This is a genomic window from Actinomadura spongiicola (assembly GCF_003432485.1).
GTDB lineage: Bacteria > Actinomycetota > Actinomycetes > Streptosporangiales > Streptosporangiaceae > Spirillospora > Spirillospora spongiicola.
Genome location: NZ_QVNQ01000011.1, coordinates 22,768 through 44,863, shown reverse-complemented (window position 1 = coordinate 44,863; position 22,096 = coordinate 22,768). Strand labels below are relative to the sequence as shown.

Sequence of the window (22,096 nt, the reverse complement as noted above, 5' to 3'; positions counted from 1 at the left end):
AGGCGGGAGCCGTCGATGAGCAACGAGGTCCTGGAGGCCCTGCGGGCGCTGCTGCCCGGCATCGCCGAACGCGCCCGAGCCGTGGACGAGAAGGGCCGCGTTCCCGTCGAGACCATCCGCGAACTCACCGCCGCGGGCGTGTTCCGGATGCTCCAGCCCACCCGCCACGGCGGCGCCGAGGACGACCCCGTCGCCTTCTACGAGGTCGTCCGCGCCATCTCCGGCGCGTGCGGCTCCACCGGCTGGGTCGCCGCGATCCTCGGCGTCCACTCCTGGCATCTCGGCCTGTTCCCGGACGAGGCGCAGCGCGAGGTCTGGGGCCCCGGCCCGGACACCCTCGTCGCCTCCTCCTACGCCCCGATCGGACGGCTCACCCCCGTCGACGGCGGCTTCGAGGTGACCGGCCGCTGGTCGTTCTCGTCCGGGGTCGAGTTCGCCTCCTGGGCCCTGCTCGGCGCCCTCGTCGTCGGCGCCGAAGGGCGTCCCGTCGACTTCATGACGGTCCTGGTCCCGAGACGCGACTACGAGATCCGCGAGGTGTGGGACTCGATGGGCCTGCGCGGCACCGCCAGCGACGACATCGTCGTCGAGAAGGCGTTCGTCCCGTCCCACCGCGCCGTGCGCAACATCGAGCAGGCCCGGCTGCACATCCCCGGCCGCGAGGTCAACCCCGGCCCCCTCTACCGGATGCCGTTCGGCACCGTCTTCACCAACACGATCACCGCCGCCGTCATCGGCATGGCCGCGGGCTGCCACGACCACTACGTCACCCTGATGCGCGACCGGATCCGCCTCAGCCTCGGCGGCGGCCGCTTCGCCGAGGACCAGTTCGCCCAGGTCGCCGTCGCTCGCGCCGCGTCCGAGATCGACGCCGCGATCCTCCAGACCGACCGGAACGTCCGCGAGATCCACGAGTACGCCGCCCGCGACGAGAGGATCCCGATGGAACTCCGCCTCCGCGCCCGCCGCGACCAGGTCCGCGGCACCGAACGCGCCATCGAGGCCATCGACATCCTCTTCAAGACCGCGGGCGGCAACTCCCTTCATCGCGGCAACGTCATCGAACGCGCCTGGCGCGACGCCCACGCGGGCAGTGTCCACGTCGCGAACGACGTGGACCACGCCCTCTCCATGTACGGCCGCGGCGAGTTCGGCCTCACCGTCGAGGACAACCTCGTCTGATCGCACCGAACGGCGGCCGCCCAGACACTAGGGATGAGCGTTCAAGTATTCGAGCATCACCGTGCATCCGTGGCATCGTGGTTCCAACATGCCATGGGTCGCATCCTTTTTGGATGCCTTTACGGTGATGATGATCGCGTCTTTAAGAGTGTCTCGGGTGACCGTCTTACCGGCGGCTTCCAAGGCATAGAAAGTTCTCGAGCAGGCATATGTCTCTGCGCAGTAGGACCAGAACTTCGCTCTTTCTGCCGGGTCTACCAGTTCAAGAGCTTCCTGCGTTAGCGAGTGATGGACAAAGCCCTGGTTGTTCTTCATCCCGGAGATCCCGAACTCCACCACTTCGAGTTCCGGATGCCAGATCCCGGAAACCTTACGTTCCCCCTTTTTACCCAGAACTTTCCGTCCCTGCGCCCGTGCCTGGTGCGCCTTCTCCAGCACGGCGGACAGGGTCTGCTTGTACTGAGCGACCTTCCGTTCGGCGACCTCCATGGCCGTGGGCGCGACCATGGACACGCCCTTGAACACGCCCTTGGCGGCAGCTTCGCCGACAGATCCGAGAACGCCGGTGGCCGCTCCGGCCAGGGCGCCCTCACTGATGCTCGTCCCCTGGACGGCGGCGCTCGTCGCTTCGCCCGCCGCGTTCGAGACGGCGCTGTGGGCCACGGCCTTACTGCCGGTGACAACGGCCCTGGTCAGGCCGGTGGCGGCGATGCTGCCGCCGAAGGTGAGGCCGGCGAACGCGCCGGTGACGGCTCCGCCGGCCGCGGCTCCGGCGACGGCGCGCCAGTTATAGCCCTCGCCCTTCCACCACTGCATGCCCAGCTCGATGCCGGCCCCGATCACCGCGCCGCTGACGGCGCCCGCCGCGGCCGCGGCGACATTGACGACCCTGCCGTCGGGGTCGGTGAGCTTGACCGGGTTGTTGTAGGAGTAGGAATAGGAGGAGAGGTTGCGTGAGTTGTAGACGCCGCCGTTGGCGCTGCCGTTGAGATAGCGTTCCGCGGCGGGGTCGGTGGACAGCCAGCCGCCGCTTCTCGGGTCGTAGTAGCGGGCGCCGTGGTAATAGTGGCCGGTTTCGGAATCCAGTTCTTTACCGGTGAACTGATAGGGGTTGCGTTCGCCCAGGTTCTCGCTGATCCACGTTTCCCCGGAAGGGAAGAACGCGTTGTGCTCGATGACGCGGCCTCGAGCGTCGGTACCGAAGCCTGTCGTGCCCAGGTGGTCCTTCTGGTAGAAGAACTGGGCGTCTTCGTGGAAGGGGCCTTGTTTGACGGCCTTGGTCGCCAGGCGGGCGCCGCCGACGAAGACGTGTTTGAACGAGACGTTGTCGCGCTGGGTGTAGGTCTCGCTCGGGTAGACGTGGGTGCGCAGCGACTGCTTGATGACGCGGTTGCCCTGGTCGTCATAGAGGAACCGCACCGTGGGGGGCTTGCCGGGGGCGTAGCAGCCGTCCGGGTTCTGCGGCATGTCCGGCGCCTGGGTGGAGTCCTGGACGCAGGCGAGGCGGTTGTCCTCGTCCCAGACCATCTGTCGCCGCAGCCGTCCCCACTGGGTGTCGCTGCTGGTCAGGTTGCCGTTGGCGTCGTAGCGGCGGTGCGCGTCACCGATCCAGGTGGGGGCGTGCGGACCGTCGCCGAAATAGGTGTAGCGGTGCTGGTAACTAGTGTCGCGTTTGCCCTGGACGTGCCCCGCGCTCGTGACCAGTTCGTGCTGCTGGCTCTTGGCCGTCAGGTTGTGGATGGTGTCGTACGACTGGTCGAACCGGTAGCGGTCGGTGAGGTCGGCCGACATGTCGAACTCACCGCGTGCTGAGGTGAGCCGGTCCAGATTGTCGTACTTGAAGGTCTGTTTCGTCGGGCCGCCGACCTTGGGCCAGACTTCTTGCGGCGTCGGCCTGGTGGTGTCGTTCTCGATGGACGTGACGTTGCCGACGTCGTCGTAGTCGTAGCGCAGGTTCTGGAAGGCGTATCCCTGCGGGATCTTCGCTTCCTGGACGGCGAGGCGCCGGTCGGCGGCGTCGTAGGTGTAGCGGGTGACCGTGCCGTTGCCGAGTTCGGTGAGCGTCCGCTGGCCGAACTCGTCGTAGTGCTGCCGGGTCAGATAGCGGTAGCGCTGGCCGCGTTTGACGCCGTCCGCGGAGGCGACGCTTCCGCCGCTGTCGTAGCCGTACGACAGGACCTCGCCGTCCGGGAACGTCATCCGGAGCATCCGGTTCCAGCTGTCGTACCGGTAGGACGTGGTGAAGGTGCGCGAGTCGAGGTGCCGGACGTCGACCCGGCGGGTCTCCTCGGTGATCTCGCCGAGCGGCCCGTACTTCCGGTTGGTGCGTCCCGTCGCGTCACGGACCTCGACGACGCGGCCCGCGCCGTTGTGGCGGGCGCCGGGTTCGCCGTAGGTGTAGCGGACGTCGTTGCCCGTGAACGTCGGGTAGCGGATCGCGGTCAGCCGGTTGTGGTCGTAGGTGTAGGTGACGGCCTTGCCGGCGGCGGCGAGGTTCGCGGTGACCTTGCGGATGACGTTGCCCGCCGGGTCGTGGACCGTGGTCGTCGTCCCGGAATCCGGACTGGTGACCTTCGTGCGGCGGCCGAGGAGGTCGTAGGCGGCGGTGGTGACGTTGTCGTGGTCGTCGGTCGTCCTGGTGAGCCGGCCCAGACCGTCGTAGGCGTAACTCGTCCAGATGGGGGCCTGACCGTCCTCGGCGCCCGGTTCACGGACGGCGGTCCTCTCGCCGCGGGCGTCGGAGTACGACCGGGTCTGGTTGCCGTTGGCGTCCGTGGCGACGGTCTCCAGTTGGAGCGTCCCCGACCGGTCTTCACCGAAGCCGTAGGCAGTGGTGGTGACGGTCTGGTCGGGCAACTGGACGCGGAGCGCCCGGCCCAGGGAGTCGTAGGTGGTGGTGGTCGGGCGGACGGTGTCGAACCGGGGATTGAAGGTGAAGTTCGCGGGGCCTTTGGGCTCACTGGTCGGGTAGTACTGCTCGACGACGCGGCCGAACTCGTCGAACACGGCTCGGCCGGACACCGTCATGGCGTCGGCGCCGGAGATCTCCGCGTCCATCTTGGTCTGGACGGCGCGTCCGAACCCGTCGGTGAAGGTGACGGTGTCGATGGTGTCGGCCTTCACCGAGCCGTCGGCGGCGCGGTCGAGGTGCCGTGTGACGGCGTAGGGCACGTCGGCGTCGGGCCGGTACTCGAAGTCGATCGTCGGGCGGTCGGCGTCGTGGTCGTGCGGGCCCGTGACGGTGTCGACGCGTCCGATGGCGTCGTAGGTGGTCTTCCGTTCCTGGCCGTTGGCGTCGGTCGCGGTCGTGACCTGCCCGAACCTCAGGTCGTAGGCGGCGGTGGAGCGGAGCCCGAAACTGTCGACGGTGGACGTGACGTGGGTGCCGGTCGTGTCGTCGTAGGTGTAGGTGCGTTCGTAGCGTTGCCCACGGTGGTTGGCGGGGGACTTGATGGACGCGATCGTGCCGTTGTCGTTGTAGGTCAGATCGGTGACCGCGTCGTCACCGGTGCCGGACTTGGCCCGGTGGCGGGTGACCCTGCCGGTGTCGCAGTCGACCGTCGATTCGCTGGCGGCGAGCAGATCTCCGCCGCTGCGCACCTCCGTCGCCTCGGCGACACCGATGATGTGGGTGTCGGTGCATTCGGTGTAGCGGGTCGTCGTCTCGACGTCGTCGGCGGCTCCCGGCTCACCGCGGTCGACGGTGCGGACCACGTTGCCGTACTTGTCGTACGACATCTCGGTGGAGGTGATCTTGCCGGGGTCGGCGCGGCCCTCGTACCAGCGCTGTTCCATCCGCCCCAGTTCGGCGAAGACCGTGCCCGTGTCGCCGCGCCCGTCGGTGACGTCACCGGAGTCGACGTCGCGGAGAACGTGGGTTTTGAGGGTCTCGGTGTACAGCGCGCCGGACGCATCCGCCACGGCCTCCCGTTTCACCAGGCCGCGCGTGGAGTGATTCCGGGTGTCGTAGTCCTGGGTGACCGTCCGGTAGACCTTGCCGTCGTCGGTGCGGTCCTGGCTGGTCACCCGGCCGTAGCCGAGGAACTCCCGCTCCCGCCGGTCGTACGCTCCGTCCGCGTAGGTGAAGGTCGTCTTCTGTATGTCGGGACCGTCGCCCGGCAGCCCGTCGGAGACGGAGACGGACGACATCAGGTAGCGCGACCGCGGCTGGTCGTAGGTGTTGCCGTCGCGGGTGTAGTCCAGGTCGATCCGCGACCCCAGCGGCCGGTGCACGCTGCGGAGCAGGTTGGTGCGCCCGGTCTGGTTCGACGCCACCTTCAACTCGCCGTCCCTGCTGGACGCGAGATGGTCGGCCAGCCCGTCGCCGTTGATGTCCCGCAGTGTTTGCTGCGTGCGGGAGACACCGATCGAGGCGTTCACGCCGGGGTTGATGACGAAACAACCGAAGAACCAGCACGGGGCGAACCGCGCGTAGGCGCCCCCGCCGAGCGTCGCACCGCGGTCCTCGTTGACGCCGCCGAGGCTTCCGTTGAACGGGACGGGCGCGGCGAACCCGGTACCGGTGTTCAACGCGACCCTGAGCGGGTCTCCGGTGAACACCCGGTCGATCAACCCGTCGCCGTTGACGTCGGCGAGGGAGTTCTTCGTGGACGAGGAACTCTGCTCGAAGGACGCGCCGCCGCCGATGGCATAGAAGTCGGTGTTGAACCCGATGTTGAGGCCGTTGTTGACGGTCGTCCCCTCGTCGAGCTTCCCGCCCCGCCAGGGTTCGGGGTCGGCGAAGCGGTAGCCGAGGTTGAGGGCGGCGCGGCCGTCCTTGTAGACGCGGTCGGGCAGCCCGTCGCCGTTGATGTCGAGCAGGTCGTGTTCGGCGTCGGATCTGGCGGTGCCGTGGCTGCCGCCGAGCCCGAGCGGCGGCATCTCGTTGCCGGCCGAGGAGGTGTTGGACGTGGTCCAGGCCGGCGGCGTGGAATGGCCGCGTCCGGTGGTGATGGTCCGCGCCGAGCTGCCCGCGCTGGCGTTGCCCGCCACGTTCTCCGATCTGCGCAGCGCCCCGCCGGGCACCCGCCCCCTGGTCGCGCCGAGCACGCCGGTCGGGTCGGTGTATTGGACCCCGCCCGCGCCGACGACGTCGGGGAAACCGTCGGCGTTCATGTCCAGGTAGTCGAGTTCGCCGGTCGTGGTGCCGTCCGCGACGCTGCCGCCGACGTTGATCACGTCGCCGCCGCCTCCGCCGCTCAGCGAGATCTGCTTCGTCCGGGACATACGCGGCACGGCGCGGACGTCGTCGAAGTCACCGGCGGTGGGGAGCCCGATGGTCCGGCCGCCGAACCGGGCGCTCGACACCTCACCGGCCGACACCCACGAGTACTCGCCCGCGTCCCACCGCCCGTGCTCGGGACGCGGGGTGAACGGGACGACGTTCGGCGGCTTGACGCGCGGGTCCTTCTCGAAGTCGTCGCGGTCCTTCGGCGGGTCGACCTCGCCGGGGAGCTGGTTCTTGATGTCGTCGGTGACGGCGAGGTCGGCCTGCCGGATCGGCTGCCCCGCCCGCTCCTTGTTGCCGTTGTAACCGGCCATGGACCAGCCGCGGTAAGGCCGTCCGAAGACGCCCTCGGCGGCCGCGCCGTGCAGGGTGCCGGTGACCGCCGCGTCGCCGACCGTCACCTCATGTCCGGTGATCTTTCCGGTAAGGTCGGCGTCGGCGACCGCGAAGTCGAAGAACAGCTCGTCGCCCGCCTCGACGGACACCGCCACCTCGGGTGGTTCGGCGCCGAGCGCGACGGTCTTCTTGGCGAGCAGGGCGCCCCGCTTCTTGACCGTGAACACCGCGTGGCCCTGGACGCCGGACGCCGCCGTCAGCCGCGGGACGACCGTCAGCGTGCCGCTTTCCGTCACCGTGTACGGGCGGGGCGGCGCGGTGGCGCTGCTCACCGGATACGTGTCGATGTCGAACGGCGCTTCGAACTCGGGCGCGAACCGGGCGTCGCGTGCCGCCGGGCCGCGCAGTTTGACCATCCCCTCGGCCTCGACGTAGCGGGCCACGGGTTTCCAGTCGAGCGCGCTCACGTCGATCGGCGAGTCGACCTTCAGCCGCAGGGCGAGCGTCTGCCCCTGGGTGACGGACACCTTGACGTCCACCGGGGTCGTGCCGGTCGACGTGGCGGCGACCTTCTTCTCCAGCACCTGCCGCCCGTCCTGAGTGATCAGGATCGTGACGTCGTCGGTGGTGGCGGCCTTCTTGACGAGGTCGCCGGTCAGGTGGAGGGTGCCGTCGGCGGGCGCGGCGACGGTGGACGCGCGCCCGGCGAGGGTGAAGTCGGTGGACGCGGTGTAGGAGTGCAGCGGCAGCCCGTTGGCGTCGGTGACGGGCGCCATTCCCGTGTAGGTGATCTGCGGGTTCCACGCGACGCGGTCGCCGGTTCCGTCGTTCACCGAGCCGACGCGGAAGTACAGTCGCTGGCCGCGCTTCACCGGGATCGCGTCCACGTCGCCGGGGGTGTGTTCGCCGTGGTCGTCGGCCGCGATCGTCTTCGACCACAGCTCCCGGTCCTCGAACTGGACCGCGACCCGCACCCCGTCCGGCTTGCCGAACTCGGCCGGGTCGTCCTGGCTCGGCTGCAACCGGACCGTACCGGTGACGCGCACGACGCCGTCATAGGGCGCCGTCCACCGGCGGAGGGTGTCGACCAGCGGGAACGAGTCGTCGCGCCGGTCGCGGTCGGGGCCGTAGTCGGGCAGCAGCCCCTTCGGGTCGACCTTGCTGGGCCCGATCGGCACCGGCGTGTCGGCCGCGGAGCCGTACGTCACCGTGCCGTCGGCGCCGACCCGTCCGAACAGCACGCCCCGGCCGTTCACCAGGTCGGCGACGCCGTCGGAGTTGACGTCGGTGAAGTAGCGCCGGGACGTGGAGACGGTGTCGGCGTGGTCGAGCTGCGCCGCCCTGCGACCGAGATAGCCCTCCACGCCGACGATGCGGGTGCTGGACGTCTCGTCGAAGATCCCGGGGAGGTTCCGCAACGGGGTCGTCGTCTCGGCGAACCGCGGGCTCCCGCCCGGTCGCGACAGGTTCTTGCGGAAGACCCATCCGCCGCCGCGCTTGAACACCTTGTCCGGCAGGTCGTCGCCGTCCACGTCGATCAGGGCGAGCAGGCCCTCCTGCGAGCCCCGCTGGTATCCGGCCTTCACCCCGACCGAGCCGTTCTTCGCGGGCAGGAATCCGTATCCGACGTACAGGTGTCCGCCGACACCGGTGGAGGTGTTGCCGTTGAGGGCTCCGGCCTCCCCGGCACCTGACCGGACGCCGTCCACGGCGCCGTTGCGCACGTTGTCGTCGGGCGACTCCCAGTTCACGCGGTTGAAGGCGTCGTACGTGCCGCCCGCGCCACGGACGTCGTCGAAGTAGTCGAACGTGTGCTTGTTGAACGGCTTCCCGTCAGCGTCGAACTGCTCGACGGACTTCAGCAGCGTCTTGCCGAACGCCCCCTGCTCGTACGCGAAGTCGTACTTGCGGATGAGCGTGTCGTTCAGCCGCACCTCGACCCGGCGCAGGAGATCGGCCGTGACCCGTTTGAATCCTCCCCGGGCGTCGATCGACACGTCCGGGCGCCGCGCCTCGGAAAGCTCACGGTCGCGGACGAACGTCACGGAGTACGGTCCTTCGGAATCCCCGTGACCCGTGTAGGAGATCCGCTTCACGTACAGGTTGCGGCCGTCGACCGTCCCGCCCTGAACTCCGGTGTCGTCGACCCGCACGTGGTGGTAGCGGATCGTGTTGCCGTTGCGGTCCCGCACCTCGCGCAACGCCCAGGAGAAGATGTTGCCGCCGTCGTCGGCGAGGGTCGCGCCCTCACCGCCGTAGGACCAGCGCGATCCCGCCTTGTCGGTGACCTCCCACTCGTACTCCTTGGGCGAGTCGCCCTTGCGGACGATGCGCGCGAACCCGCCCTGGACGCGCGGGCGGAACATCTTGTCGGCCTCGCGTGGCACGGGCCGCCCCCGGTGGGCCATCGGCGTCAGCTGCTCGCCGCCCATCGCGTACGTCTCGGTCTCGCGCTCCGCGTCGTACCGGGGTACTCCCCATCGGGTCTCGACGTCGATGGAAGGCACCGTCAGGTTCCATCCCAGGCCGAGCCAGCCGCTCGCGTCCGCGGACGAGTAGTTCACCGCCAGTGACGGTTGAAGCCCGGCGCGCCCTTTCGGAAGCTCGATCGGATAGGCCAGGCGGGCGGCCCCGTCATTTCCCGCCTGGGGTACGTCGATCTGGTTCACACCCGTCGCCGGGCTGGCCGCCTGAATGCCCTTGATCTCGTTCGGGTCGAACGACTCGACCGACGGGCCCTCGGGGGCCGTGACCGTGGCGTTCACCATGTCGGTGAAATGGTCGGTGAGCGAGACGACGCGGTGTTTCTTCTCGTCGACCGAAACCCGCCGAAGCGCCCGCCAGCATCCGGTCGGCTCATCGAAGAAGAACGTGTGCACGTCCTGCGCCGTCATCCCCGACGCCTTCAGGACGGCGGGGTCATAGGGCAGCGAAACAGTGATTTCGGCATCGAAGCGATGCGGTGATGGAGTGAACCGATAACCGCCCTTGGACAGGTTGTCCATGCCCGTGCCAAGGTCGGGAACCTGCTTTTCGGACAGCCGCTGAATACCGATCTCGACCGGTTCGGAAACGGCGTTCGGTCCGATCGTCAACTCGGCGCCCGCATGGGCGAGCCGCCGTGTCGCACCGGGCGCCACGCTGGCCCGATACGCGGCGGGCGCCGCCGCGGCCGCCGCCTTCGGGTCGCCCCGCAGGCACCCGGTCGGCGACGGGGGCAGCGCCTCCGCGCGCTCCGCGACGGGCCCGACACTCGCCGAAAGTCCGGACAGCAGTAACGCCAACCCGACCACGACGGCCAGCAGCCGATTCCGTCCCAGCGCACGTCCCATTTCCACCAGCCCGATCCGTCATCCGGCCCAATGCAAAGGCATTCAGTTGTGTGGGCATGCCGAAAACCGTTCATGGCATGCGTGAGGTGAAACCGGCCGGTGTCGCCGGTGTTCACAAGAATGCAGCGATCTGACTACATCAAGTGATGCGAGTCATTTCCACGATCAAGATGCATGGGCTTCGGCTCACTGTCCAGAGGAGATCGCTTGCTTTTCTTTTTAGAACGGAACAAATGACCGCTTGTGGACGCAGGTCAGGACGGGCGCGATACGCGCACGCGCGGTTTGTGTCACACGGCACACTTCCGGCGGTCGTGCCACTACGCCGACAACGTCATTCCGAAAAGGTGAATGCCCGGTCACCGTAAGCGACTCGGTGACCGAGCGTGAGGCGGGACGCGGTCGACTCTCAGGGGCGTCTCAGGAACATCCCTGATGCGCGGGGCTCCCGCTGATTCGTACGGTCCATTCATGAAAGCGCTTCCGAACACCTGGCGATTCAAGATGTCCGTGGCGGGAGGAGTCTGCCTGACCACCATGGGGGTCGCCGGGCTCGCCCTGGGGGACCGTGTTCCCCCCTTGGACTCCTGGATTCTCGGACACCTGTACTCCCGCCCCGAGACAACGCCCGCCACGATCGCCACGTTGGTCAGCGGGGTCGGCTCCCTGCTCGTGCTCGCCCTGCTCCTGGCCGCCGCGTCCACCCTGCTGTGGCGGCGCCGCGCCCAGGGCGTCCGGCTGCTGCCACGGCACGGGGTGCTCCTCGCGGCATGCCTGGCCACCGTGGCCCTCCAGGCGGCCTTCCAACGTTCGGGACCGCCGGTCACCGCCCAGGACTGGACGTATCCCAGCGGACATGTGACGATCCTCGGCGCCCTGGCCTTCACCGCCCTCATGGTCAGCATGGAGTTGACCGCCAGATGGCGTACCACCGTGCTCGCCGTCGGTGTGACGACGCTGGTCGCCGTCTCGGCCAGCCGCGTGACCCTGGGCGAGCACTACCTGATCGACGTGGTTGGCGCCGTGCTCGCCACCGTCGGCGTCGGCCTCCTCGCCGCCGCCGCCCTGAACCTCCGCCCCCGACCGGCCACAGCGTGACGGCGACGCCCGGTGAGGACGCGTGGTCTCGCCCGTGGGCGGGGCCACGGGTTCGCTGGTCCGACTGACCGGTAGGGCGTGGCCGCGAAGTCCCCGGGGTCTCTGGATATTGTTCCGTGCCAAGACCGCGAGGACCCTGGGAGAGGACCGTGGCGAGGATCGCATCGGCCCGACCGTCCGCTGAGCCGACCTCACCCGAGCAGCATGACCGCCGCCGACGCATCCTCCGCGCGGCGGCGCGCATCGGGGCGGAGAAGTCGCTCGAACGCGTCCAGATGCACGAGGTGGCGAAGGAGGCCGGGGTCGCGATCGGCACCCTGTACCGGTACTTCCCGTCGAAGGCGCATCTGTTCACGGCGCTCCTGGCGGCGCGGGTCGACCGCCTTCGGGAGCGGGTCGAGGCGCCCGCACCCGACGTCGGCGCCGAGGACGCGGTCGCCGACCTGCTGGTGGACGCGAGCCGGTGCCTGATGGCGCAGCCCGTCCTGTCGACGTCGATGCTGCGCGCGTCCAGCACCGCCCACGTCGCGACGGTCGCCGACACCGTTCACATCGACAACACCTTCCGCGACATCCTGCTGCGGACCCTCGGGATCGAGGACCCGACCGTGGAGGACGTGACGCTCGTCCGATTACTGATGCAGTGCTGGTCCGGGGTGCTCCAGTGGAGCCTGAACGGCCGCGCGTCCATGGCCGACGTCGAGGCAGACGTCCGCCTGGCCTGTGAGCTGCTCCTCGCGCCCCGCTCCAACACTCCGCATCCGTGACCGCCCAGGTGTCGTTGGTCTAGCGGTGTCCTCCGGCGGCGGGCGGGCCGATCGTCACCGGCGCCCAGGTCTCTCCCGCGTCGGACGTGGCGAGCAGGACGCCCTCTCCGTTCAGTCCGGCCGGGGCGTACACGACGAAACCGTTCCGGTCGGTGGTGAACAGCAGATCCTCCCAGCCGGCGCCGCCGTCGAGGTTCTCCACGACCGTCGCCCAGGTCACGTCGCCGGTGCTGCGGTAGATCCAGCTTCCGTCGGCCACGGAGGTGACCGCGAGGGTGGTGCCCGACGGGGTGGCGGCCAGAGCCGACCAGATGCCCGGTCGCGGTGTGGTCCCGGCGTCCGAGGTGGTCCGGGCGGTGTCGGTGGAACGGAAGACGTGCTTGGTCGCCTTGGAGAAGCCGACGTCGCCCACGCAGAGCAGCGCGACCCGTCCGCGTGGCATCGGCGCGACGTCCACCAGTGCCTCGGCGTGCTCCTTGTCGCAGGGGGACGGCCGCGGCGACCAGCGGCGGCCGGAGTCGCTCGCGAAGAACGCGTCGGGCTGTCCCGCAGTGCCGGGCATGGCGATATAAGCCGTCCGCTGGTGCAGGGCGAGGATGACTCCGGACGCGGTCCCCGCCGGCAACGTCACCGGGACGCGCCGCCATTTCCCGTGACCCACGCGGGCACGCCACACCGACGGGGGCTTGTCGCACTCGTAGGGCGGTACGCCCAGGGCGCACGGTGAGACCGCCGCGTAGACGACGCCGGCGTCGGCGGCCAGGGAGAGGACGCGCCGTCCGTCGCCGGGCGGCGCGGCTTCGCGCCAGGTGTGACCGCCGTCGGACGTGGCGTAGAAGGACGGCCCGAAGGCCCAGCCGTGCCGGACGTCCGCGAACCGGATCTTGGTGATGCCCGCCTCCCCGGGCGGGGCCAGCGGCGCCGGGGGCGCGCCCACCGCCGACCAGGTGCGGCCGCCGTCGCGGGTCGTGGCGACGGCGGTGCATCGCCCCGCCGGGCACGGGACGGTGCCGAGCACCCAGCCCCGCCGAGGTGAGGGCCAGGTGGAGGACTGCGCGCGGAAGTCGCCTGGAACCGGCCGGCCGCGCACGCCTCCGTGGGTGCCGGTCCCGCCGCCGTCCGCGACGGCGGGCCCGCCGGTCAGCCCGCCGAGAAGCAGCGCCGAGGCGCCGACGACCAGGCCGCGCGTCCATGTACGTGAGGCACGCATGGTTCTCCTCTCAGGAGGGAGCTTCCCCGGCACCACTTCGGGACGGCCTCAAGGCGCGTCACCGTCCCGATCATAACCGCCACCTTCTCGTCAATGGGGGACGAGTCGTCAACGTGGCAATTAAATGGATACCGAGCGTGTCGATGACGTCAATCGCGGCCGGCGGGACTTTGCGCCCTCCCGGGGCCCTTCAATTGTGGTGCCCGCAGTGGAACGGTCCCTGTTGAAATGTCGGCCGAGTTTTCGAGTGACGGCGACCGAAATGTATGGTCTGACGGTTCGGCTAGCTGAATAATGTTAAAAGTATGATCATTGACAAGGTCGGGGGGTCAAGTTACCGTCTGTCCGGATGTTGGGGGCCACATCCATTGAAAGGCAAACTTTCGGGCTCGCTCCATCGGCAGAGCACCGAATTCAAGAAAAGGACTCCCATGCGTAAGAGAATCGCGTTCTCCGCCGTTACGCTCGCCCTGGCCGCCGCGGGACCCGTCACCCCGGCCAGCGCCTCGTCGCTGCTCGCCAACGGCCCGGAGGACGTCAAGATCGATATCGCGGCCGTCAACGGCTCCGGATGCCAGCCGGGCACCGCCGCGGTCTCCCTCGCATCCGACAGAGAGAGCTTCTCCATCGCCTACGGCGACTACACCGCCCAGGCGGGCGGTTCGTCGACACCCGCGGACTCTCGAAAGACCTGCCGGGTCAACCTGCAACTGCTCGTCCCAGAGGACTACACCTACGCGGTCTCCGCGGTCGACTATCGCCTGCGAGCGGACCTCCAGGCCGGCGCCAAGGCCGTGCAGAGGGCCAGCTACTACTTCCAGACCGACTCGGAGACCAAGACGACCACGCACAACCTGACCGGCCCGTACAAGGACAACTTCCAGGCCAGCGAGAAGGTCGCGGAGGGTCAGCTCGTGTGGAAGCCGTGCGGTGACAGGCTGAACTTCAACATCACGACGGAACTGCGGGTCGACAAGGGAACCTCGGACGCGTCGAAGGTCAGCACCATCACCCTGAACTCCGGCAGCGGCGCCAAGGTGAACTACCACCTGGCCTGGAAGTCCTGCTGACGGATTCGCGACCACGTCCGAATCGGTTGGCGGGACCCCGCCCACGCGACCTGCTCAGGGTGCCTTGCCTCCGGCGAACAGGGCGAGGTCCGTCCGGACGTCGCTGCGGCGCCAAGGCGCGCCTTCTCCTCCCTCTCATGCAGGGACTCCACGTCGTCGCCCGCACCGAACCCGACCCCCACCGGCTCGCCGACGCCATCGACGCCGCCCTCGTCCCCCTGGCCCACCACCCCGAGCCCGAGTGACCACGGCGTCCCGGTCACTCCCGGGCTTGGGGCCTCACCCGCGTCACCCGCCCGCCGTGGTCTCCGCGCCGCTGCTGACGGTGATGATGCGGTCGTCGAGGTCGAAGAGGACGGCCAGCCGGTGCGGGTCGTCGTCGTCCGGGCGACGGCCCTGGACGCGGGCGGGGGAGTGCTCCACGATCCTCGCGTTCTCACGGCCGAGAATCGCGGCGACCTCCGGGTGCTCCTTGGCCCTTTCGATGGGGCATCGGACGGTCACCCGGTGACCGTCGGCGGACTCCACGACGATGACGGCGGGTGACTCGTCGACCTCGAACCCGTGGTGATTCATGAAGCCGCGGACGACGCGGAGTTGCTCGTGCGGCCAGACCTCGGCCGCCTGCATGAGCAGGCGGGGAACGGTCAGGCGATCGAACCGCGCGGTCGGCACGCTCGGATCGTCGGTGGCCAGGACGAGGCGGCCCTTGCCCTCGTTGACGGTGACGAAGCTGACGCCCTTGGCGCCGATCAGCGTGGCGGCGGCGAGGGCCATGGTGGTCGCGCCCCCGGCGGGATGGTTGAACCGGGAGAAGTCGAGGTGTCCCTTCATCAGTTCGGGGATCTGGTGGCGCTCGCCGAACTCCCGAATGGTGCGCAGCCCCGCCAACGCGGGCAGGTCCTGCTCCCAACTCGGGTTGTCCCACGTCCACAGCCAGGTCTGGGAAAGGTTTGAGAAGCTGCCCAGGACGGTGAGCCCGCGCAGGGCGCGACCGTCCAGTGTCAGGGTCGCTTTCGCCGGATCCCATTCGACGTAGTTCTGCTCAAAGGTGTCGTTGAACACGTCCTGCTGATGGATGGAGGCCGCCGCGACCTCACTCGCGAACGCCTCGAACTCCGGGCTGTAGAACTTCGGTCCGTCCAGGAACTCGGCCCAGAACCGGGCCTCGCGGTGCCGACCCGAGTTCGCGTAGATATCGCTGAGCTTGTGCGCGGCCTTCTCGTTGCCGACCTCCAGGACCGCCCTCCGCAGCCAGGTGACGGCCTCGTTCACATTCTGCTGCGACAGAAGAACATTCGCGATGGCGTTGGCCGCGTTCGGATGCTGGAGTTCGGCCGCGCGTCGCCATGCCTCGATGCTCTTTTCCGGGTCCTCCCGGTCGCGCCAGACGAAACCGAGGTTGTAGGCGGCGATGGCGTTACCGAGGTCGGCCGCCCTGCCGTACCACTCGGCGGCGGCGACGAGATCGCCCTTTCCGCCGTCGTCGTAGATCGCTCCAAGGTTCGAGGCCGCCTTGGCGTCGGATTCCAGTTCCCAGGCGCGCAGGAAGCAGTGCTTCGCCTCATCCAGGGACCCTCGACCGCGCAGGATCGCGCCGAGGTTGAGGTAGCCGCCCGCGTGTCCGCCCTCGGCGGCCCGCCGGTACCAGTGCTCGGCCTCCTTCGAATCACCGCGCGTCTCCTCCACATAACCGACCTCGAAGGCGCTCTCCGGCACACCCTGTTCCGCCCCGCGCCGGTACCATTCCACGGCCCCGGCCTTGTCGCCTCCGTCCAGCAACAACCCGGCCAGGTCGTGGGCGGCGGCCGCGTGCCCCTTCTCGAACGCCTCCCGAAAACACCGTTCCGCCTCCGCCGCGTCGCCCCCGCGCCGCGCCCGAAGCCCCTGCTCATGCAGATCGATCGCCTCCGGGTGTCCGGCACCGCTCATGAAGTTCCTCCTCGTGGTTTCAGACCGGTCCTAGGGAAGGACGCAGAAAAGCGATCACCGGTTCGTCTGCCGGGCCGATCGGTCCGTGGTCGGCTCCGACACGAAGCAAGGCTGGTTTCGGGCTCTGCCATTGAAGCCTCGAATGCGGCCTGCTCCTGCAACGTCGCCACTGGCCGGTATGCAGGCCTGTGCACGCACGAGCGGGCGCGGCGCCGACCGGGCGCGTCCGTCAGGCCGTTTCCGTTGTCGGGGTGGTCACCCGGGCCAGGTCGGCGAGTGCCTCGGAGACGAGTGCCCGGTTGAGGTCGCCGGGGACGTGCGCGGCGGGTCGTTGATCGGTGTAGCGGTCGGGGTGAACGGCGAAACGGACGTCATCGAAGGTTTGATCCCTCATCTCGTCGGACGCGCCGATGGTGATGCCGTAGTCGTAGGTGACGACCAGGTGCAGGTCGGAGGCGATGCGGCGGGAGATCCACCACTCGATGCCCGCGTCCATCGGTCCTCCGCGCTCCCAGCCGCGCCGGACGAGGCCGAGAATGTCACCGATCGGGACGCTCCGGCCCTCGAAACGGGTCAGGCGGCCGGTTTCGCGTTCCTTGTCGGTGAGCGCGTGGACGGGCCGTGCGAGCTGGTCGAACGGTTGCAGGATCTCGTAGTCGGCGAACACCCGCGACCATGCCTTCGTCTCGTCGCTCAGGTGGACCGGGTGCGCGACGGCGACCCGCGCGGTCTCGGGGAGGGTGACGGTGTCGTCGGCGGCGTCGGCGAACGTGCCGTCCTCGGCGACGCGGAACGCGGGGCCGTCCTCGGCCAGCCAGACCAGGCGGCGGACCAGGTGGCCGGTGAGGGGATGTTCGACGAGGAACTCGCGGAACTCGGCCATCGGCCAGTGACGGCCTGTGATCATGGCCGTTTCGAAGCGGGCGAGCCGGTCGGCCGCGACCGTCCGGACGTCCTTCTTGAGGCCCGTGAACCTTTCGTAGGCGGCGGGGGCGAGTTCGGGGTCGTCCTTCGCGCCTGGTTTGGGCAGGGACTTGCGGCGTGTGCCGTCCGCGTCGGCGATCGTCGGCCTGAGCAGCTCGTCGAACCCGATGACGAACCGGCGCGGACCGTAGTCGAGCGTGAGCGTCCCGGACGCGTCCAGCCCGAAGTCGGGGACGAGCCGGTCCGCGAGCTGCTCGGCGGACAGTCCGAGCTCGGCCGCGAGCTCGGAGATCTTCTCCTGCGCCCGGGTCTTGAGGCCGTTGAACTTCACCCGCTGCGAGATCGAATGCAGATGCAGGAGGGCGGTGTCGGTGCCGATCGCCGCGAGGACGTCGAGGCCCGCCACGGCCTTGGCGTGACCGCCGTTCCCCGGCCACGCCCGGATGACCGGGGTGAGGCGGCGGACCGTCTCGTCGTCACCGGTCAACGCCAGCTGGGTGAACGCCCAGTTCTCCTTGGCCGGTGCGCCGCACACCTCCCACCAGCGGAACAGCGCCCAGCCGAACTCGGCGAGGGACGCCGGATCGCACAGGTCGCGGACGATCTGCACGCCCGCGTACGCGTCGCCGGGCTTCGACATGGCCAGCATCGTCAGGACATGCCCGGCCGCCTCGTCCGGGAGAGCCCGCTCACGGTCGCGCAGCAGGATCTGCGGGAGCACGCGCGGGTCCGCCCAGTCGACGACCGGAACGTTCTTCGGCAGGTCGTCGAGGGGGTCGGTGGACAGCAGCGCCTCGATCGCGGCGGCGGCCCGTTCACCGTGCACGCGCGCCGCCGCGACGATCGGCGCCGGGCCATGCCCGTCGGCGATCAGACGCAGCGCCGCCTCGGCGGCACGGCGGGTCGGGCCCGCCTTGCCCAGCGCGTCCGGAATGAGGCAGGGGGCGGCGGCGGTTCCGTGGCGGCGGAACCAGGCACGGGCCGTCCCCGCCCCCGCCTTGAGCCGGACGAGCCAGTCGGCCATCGTCCGCGCGATCTCGTCGGACAGCAGCGGCAGCGTGTAATGCCCGAAGGCGCCCGGATCGCGGCGAACGACTGCCAGGACGGGGCCGCAGGCGTCCGTCTCATGACGTGCGACGAGCGGCCCCAGCCACTCGTGCACTTCACGCATTTCGGCGTAGCTGGGCTCCCAATCCCGCACCAGCGGCCGCACCAGATCCACGGGACCCCTCAGAAACAGGGTGGGACGCTCGATCACGTTGAAGGCGTGACCCCGCTCGACCGCCGCGGCCCTCTCGGCGAAATCCACACCCTCCGCCCGCCGGTCCCACAGGTCGGCCTGGGGCGCCGCCCAGCTTTCGCGTTCACCGGGCGCCCAGGTGATCGCGCGGGCGCCGGGCGCGGGCAGATCCTTGATGACGACGGGCGTGGTCTTCGCGCGGGGACGGGTCCACGGCGGCTCGGTCAGCAGGCACGGGACGTCCGTGGCCTGCGGGAGGCGCACGTTCGCGTCGAGGATCTCCTGGATCGCCGCCCCCTGCTCGGCGGGCAGGCCGCGCGCCACCTCCGCGGCGATGCCGGGGTTGGCGCGGACGTGCGCCGACAGTGGCTCGGCGACCGCCGCCCCCGGCAGCAGCCGCATCGCTCGAACCGGGAACCGGCGGGCGGCGGCCATCAGGGCCGCGACGACCTCGGGGCGGTCGATCCGGTCGACGAGGGCCTGGAACGCCTTGTCCCCGGGCAGCGCGGCGAAGAACTCCAGGATCGTCCGGACCTCGTCGGTGGTGCCCAAGTACGGGTTGTCCAGGGCCTCGATCAACAGCGGCACCACGGCGTCGACGCCGACGCCGTCGAGCAGCGTCGCGACGACGTCGCGTCGGCACTCGTTGCGGAGCCGCTGACCGAGCATGGCGGGCTGGTGCGCCCGGCCGAGGGCGCAGAGCGGCAACCACAGTGGCAGGTGGTCGAACGCGATCTCCCCGGGCCGCGCCCACAGGTCCTCGACCCAGTCCTCACGAGTCGGGGCCAGGTAGGCGGCGAGCACCTTCTGGAGCGGGTGGCGGCGGACGTCCGCGATGGAGTCCACGGCCTCGGCGTAGACGTCGTCGGGCGCGGCGGCCAGGCGGGCGCGCAGCCCCCTGCCGCTCGTGCGCGTCAGCCACCAGTCGTGGAGCATCTCGTCGGAACTCTTGCGGCGGAGCGTCATCGACCGCAGTTCCGCCCGGCGCTGCGCGGTGCCCAAGCGGAACGGCAGGCCGGTCTGGTTGACGTTCGCCGGGTTGTCGGCATGGATCCCGGCCCACTCCACGCAGGCGCGGGCGGCGAACGCGACGCCGTGCTCGGCGACCAGGGCGTCGACGAACAGACGGTCGGGCGGCGGATCGGACCGCTCCTCCATCTCGTTCAGCGGAGCGGTGACGTACGCGACCGCGGCGGCGCCGAGCGGGTCGGGCTCCCCGCGCAGATGGCCACGGGCGGCCTCCGCGATACCGGACTCGGTGCCCGGGAGCCCGAGGACCACGTCGATGTCGTCGCGCACGGCGTCCACGAGGGAACGCACCCGCTCGACGGCGTCCTTCACGAGCGCGGGCGCCGACGGAACGTCCGGCCGGTCCCGCCGAGGGTGCCGGACGCGGCGCCAGGCGTCCGGCATGACGAACGTGTCCTCGTCGACCACCGTGTTGTCGATCATGAGACGACCGTAGGCCTGACCGCCGACAGACCTCCCGAAAACGGCCCACTCCCCTCGACAGGGAAGACGACAGCCGGGTCAGTCCACCGAAATCACATACGCCGGCTCATACCGGTCGACCGGCACGACGAGTTCGGCCCGGCCGATCGGCTTCACGCGGCCGCGGATGGTACGGGGAAGCCGCTGGAGGTGGTGGCGGGGCAGCTTGCGCGGCGGAGGATTCGGGCGGACGTGCTTCCGCCCGGCCGGGGGGCGGTACCGCTTGGCGAGTGGGCGGCACCGCTCGTCGTGGTCGGCGTGCATGCGCCTGTTATGTCGGCTTATGCCGGACTTATCGTCCACCCGCTGGGGGGACGGGACGGCGGGTCGCACCGAAATGCCCGCCGGGAGCCCGTCGAACTGTAGTCGACGGTGAAGGACACGAGCATGAAAATGCCGAGTTCGACAAGGAGCATGGAAAGTCCGGACGCCTTTGAGTCCGGCATGAAGAGGCCGCGGACGAGAAACAGAAGATGGCTTCTCCCGGTGATCGGCGCCGCGGCGATCGCGTTCACCCCCGTGATGGCCGCCGCCCAGGCCGACACCGGAGACAATGGCGCCGGAAAGGCGCTGGTGTGCGCGTCCGGCACGACCGTCCAGACGGACAAGGGCCCGGTGTGCGGGACGGTCGGCGACGGTGTCCGCGCGTGGCTCGGCGTTCCCTACGCGGCCCCGCCCCTGAGGGAGCTGCGCTGGGCGCCTCCACAGCCCGCCAAGCCGTGGACCACCACTCTGGAGGCCACGACGGCCGGTCCGTCCTGCCCGCAGCCGCGGGGCCTCGGGCCGGGCTCGACCAACGAGGACTGCCTGAAGGTCAACGTCACGGCCCCGGAGAACACCGACGGGAAGCCGCTGCCGGTGATGGTCGAACTGCACGGCGGCGGATTCCGGTTCGGCGCGCCGTCCGACGGCAAGCACCTCGTCAAGAACGGCGGAATCCTGCACGTCGGCGTCTACTACCGGCTCAACATCTTCGGTTACATGGCGCACAAGTCGCTCGGCGCGACCTCCGGCAACTACGCGATCCGCGACCAGCAGGCCGCGCTGCGCTGGGTGCAGGCCAACATCGCCAAGTTCGGCGGCGACCCGAAGAACGTGACCATCTACGGCGCGTCCGCGGGCGGTTCGAGCGTGTGCGCCAACAGCGTCTCGCCGCTGTCGAAGGGGCTTTTCCACAAGGGCATCCCGCAGAGCGGCGAGTACAACTCGCGGCGGGGCAACGACATCCAGTGGCAGCCGCAGGACTGCGCGGCGAAACTGCCGACGCTGGAAGAGGCCCAGGCCGCCGGTGAGCGGTTCGCGAGGGCCGTCGGCTGTACGAGCGGCGACCAGGCCGCCTGCCTGCGCAACGTGCCCGTGGAACGGCTGCTCCAGCAGACCGGACGGGGCGTCGGCCCGGACGTGGGCACCCAGGCGCCGATCGTCGACGGTGAGGTCCTGCCCCTGTCGCCCGCCCAGGCGTTCGTCGAAGGAAAGGTCAACGACGTCACGCTCATGCACGGCGTCGACCGCGACGAGACTCAGCTTCCGGCCGCGAACACGCCCGCCGAGTACAGGACCAATATTCAGCAGCAATATGGGGATATAGCCGATCAGGTTATGAAGCTGTATCCGATTGAGCGGTTCCCCGAGCCGTCCGCGTTCATCGCCTACCGCACGATCGTCGCCGACTCCAACTCCGTCTGCCCGGCGCTGATCAACGACAAGCGGATGGCCAAGCACATGAAGGTGTTCGCCTACCAGACCGACAACGCCGACGCGCCCCCGATGTTCTTCCTGGACGACACGAAGCCCAACGGCGCGTACCACATCAGCGAGAGCGTCTTCCTCAGCCCGTTCGGTGATACGCAACTGACGCCCAACCAGGTGTCCTTCGGCAAGCAGCTCACGGCACAGTGGACGGGATTCGCCCGCACCGGCGACCCGACCGTGACCGGCACTCCGCTCTGGACGCCGTTCACCCAGTCCGACCCCGGAGTCATGTCGCTGGTGCCCGCGGGCGACAGCGAGATGACCAGGGAGATCGGAAGGCAGCACCACTGCGACTTCTGGGAGAAGTACATGGCGTTCTGATCAACAAAACCCGGTAATCGGCTGATCCGACACTTCCTCGACCAGGTGGATTGACGTGGAATGCCGCAAATTGTGCGCTACGTGCCAGATATGGGGTGGCCTCTTGAACGCCCTCGGCCACGCCGATTCCATGAGCGCATGCGAGCCACAGCGGTTCATTCTCGAGCGGTCCCATTCCAGGACCGAACGCCACCCGATGGCCGAGAACTCCAGG

Annotated in this window: 10 protein-coding genes; 5 read left to right on the top strand and 5 right to left on the bottom strand. The window is 69.4% G+C overall.

Annotated features, from left to right (window positions below; genetic code table 11):
- The first annotated feature begins 15 nt into the window (after positions 1–15).
- Positions 16–1,182: a 3-hydroxy-9,10-secoandrosta-1,3,5(10)-triene-9,17-dione monooxygenase oxygenase subunit gene (gene hsaA / locus D0T12_RS29120; RefSeq protein ID WP_117403576.1), complete on the top strand. Its 1,167-nt coding sequence runs from the start codon at positions 16–18 to the stop codon at positions 1,180–1,182.
- Between the two features lie 27 nt (positions 1,183–1,209).
- Here hsaA and D0T12_RS29115 read toward each other — a convergent pair whose 3' ends face one another.
- On the bottom strand, positions 1,210–10,077 hold the full coding sequence (locus D0T12_RS29115; protein WP_117403574.1) for a SpvB/TcaC N-terminal domain-containing protein: 8,868 nt from the start codon (positions 10,075–10,077) through the stop codon (positions 1,210–1,212).
- Between the two features lie 471 nt (positions 10,078–10,548).
- On the opposite strand from D0T12_RS29115, the gene D0T12_RS29110 reads away from it, so the two are divergent.
- Complete coding sequence (locus D0T12_RS29110; protein ID WP_158581669.1) at positions 10,549–11,175, top strand: phosphatase PAP2 family protein; 627 nt, start codon at positions 10,549–10,551, stop codon at positions 11,173–11,175.
- A 149-nt stretch (positions 11,176–11,324) separates the two neighbouring features.
- Positions 11,325–11,942 (top strand): TetR family transcriptional regulator, encoded by a 618-nt coding sequence (locus D0T12_RS29105; RefSeq protein WP_117403570.1) that lies wholly within the window; start codon positions 11,325–11,327, stop codon positions 11,940–11,942.
- A 19-nt stretch (positions 11,943–11,961) separates the two neighbouring features.
- On the opposite strand, the gene D0T12_RS29100 is transcribed toward D0T12_RS29105, so the two are convergent.
- Positions 11,962–13,152, bottom strand: coding sequence for a beta propeller repeat protein (locus D0T12_RS29100; RefSeq protein WP_117403569.1), 1,191 nt, complete (start codon positions 13,150–13,152; stop codon positions 11,962–11,964).
- A gap of 431 nt (positions 13,153–13,583) precedes the next feature.
- Here D0T12_RS29100 and D0T12_RS29095 point away from each other — a divergent pair, with 431 nt between their 5' ends.
- On the top strand, positions 13,584–14,222 hold the full coding sequence (locus D0T12_RS29095) for a DUF4360 domain-containing protein (protein ID WP_117403568.1): 639 nt from the start codon (positions 13,584–13,586) through the stop codon (positions 14,220–14,222).
- 288 nt (positions 14,223–14,510) lie between these two features.
- Here D0T12_RS29095 and D0T12_RS29085 read toward each other — a convergent pair whose 3' ends face one another.
- The 3 genes from D0T12_RS29085 to D0T12_RS29075 all read right to left on the bottom strand — a co-directional run bounded on the left by D0T12_RS29085 (position 14,511) and on the right by D0T12_RS29075 (position 20,073).
- Positions 14,511–16,154 (bottom strand): SEL1-like repeat protein, encoded by a 1,644-nt coding sequence (locus D0T12_RS29085; protein ID WP_117403566.1) that lies wholly within the window; start codon positions 16,152–16,154, stop codon positions 14,511–14,513.
- Between the two features lie 229 nt (positions 16,155–16,383).
- Positions 16,384–19,770: a DUF4132 domain-containing protein gene (locus D0T12_RS29080; RefSeq protein ID WP_117403565.1), complete on the bottom strand. Its 3,387-nt coding sequence runs from the start codon at positions 19,768–19,770 to the stop codon at positions 16,384–16,386.
- Positions 19,771–19,848: 78 nt separating this feature from the next.
- Positions 19,849–20,073, bottom strand: a complete 225-nt coding sequence (locus D0T12_RS29075; protein ID WP_117403564.1) for a hypothetical protein — start codon at positions 20,071–20,073, stop codon at positions 19,849–19,851.
- Positions 20,074–20,295: 222 nt separating this feature from the next.
- On the opposite strand from D0T12_RS29075, the gene D0T12_RS29065 reads away from it, so the two are divergent.
- Positions 20,296–21,882 (top strand): carboxylesterase/lipase family protein, encoded by a 1,587-nt coding sequence (locus D0T12_RS29065; protein ID WP_199487770.1) that lies wholly within the window; start codon positions 20,296–20,298, stop codon positions 21,880–21,882.
- Positions 21,883–22,096: the final 214 nt, after the last annotated feature.

What these genes read in the sequence shown, in the direction of transcription:
- D0T12_RS29095 (WP_117403568.1), top strand. Translation starts at nt 13,584, where the DNA reads ATGCGTAAGAGAATCGCGTTCTCCGCCGTTACGCTCGCCCTGGCCGCC.
- D0T12_RS29085 (WP_117403566.1), bottom strand. Translation starts at nt 16,154, where the DNA reads ATGAGCGGTGCCGGACACCCGGAGGCGATCGATCTGCATGAGCAGGGG.
- D0T12_RS29100 (WP_117403569.1), bottom strand. Translation starts at nt 13,152, where the DNA reads ATGCGTGCCTCACGTACATGGACGCGCGGCCTGGTCGTCGGCGCCTCG.
- D0T12_RS29110 (WP_158581669.1), top strand. Translation starts at nt 10,549, where the DNA reads ATGAAAGCGCTTCCGAACACCTGGCGATTCAAGATGTCCGTGGCGGGA.
- D0T12_RS29075 (WP_117403564.1), bottom strand. Translation starts at nt 20,073, where the DNA reads ATGCACGCCGACCACGACGAGCGGTGCCGCCCACTCGCCAAGCGGTAC.
- D0T12_RS29115 (WP_117403574.1), bottom strand. Translation starts at nt 10,077, where the DNA reads ATGGGACGTGCGCTGGGACGGAATCGGCTGCTGGCCGTCGTGGTCGGG.
- D0T12_RS29080 (WP_117403565.1), bottom strand. Translation starts at nt 19,770, where the DNA reads ATGATCGACAACACGGTGGTCGACGAGGACACGTTCGTCATGCCGGAC.
- hsaA (WP_117403576.1), top strand. Translation starts at nt 16, where the DNA reads ATGAGCAACGAGGTCCTGGAGGCCCTGCGGGCGCTGCTGCCCGGCATC.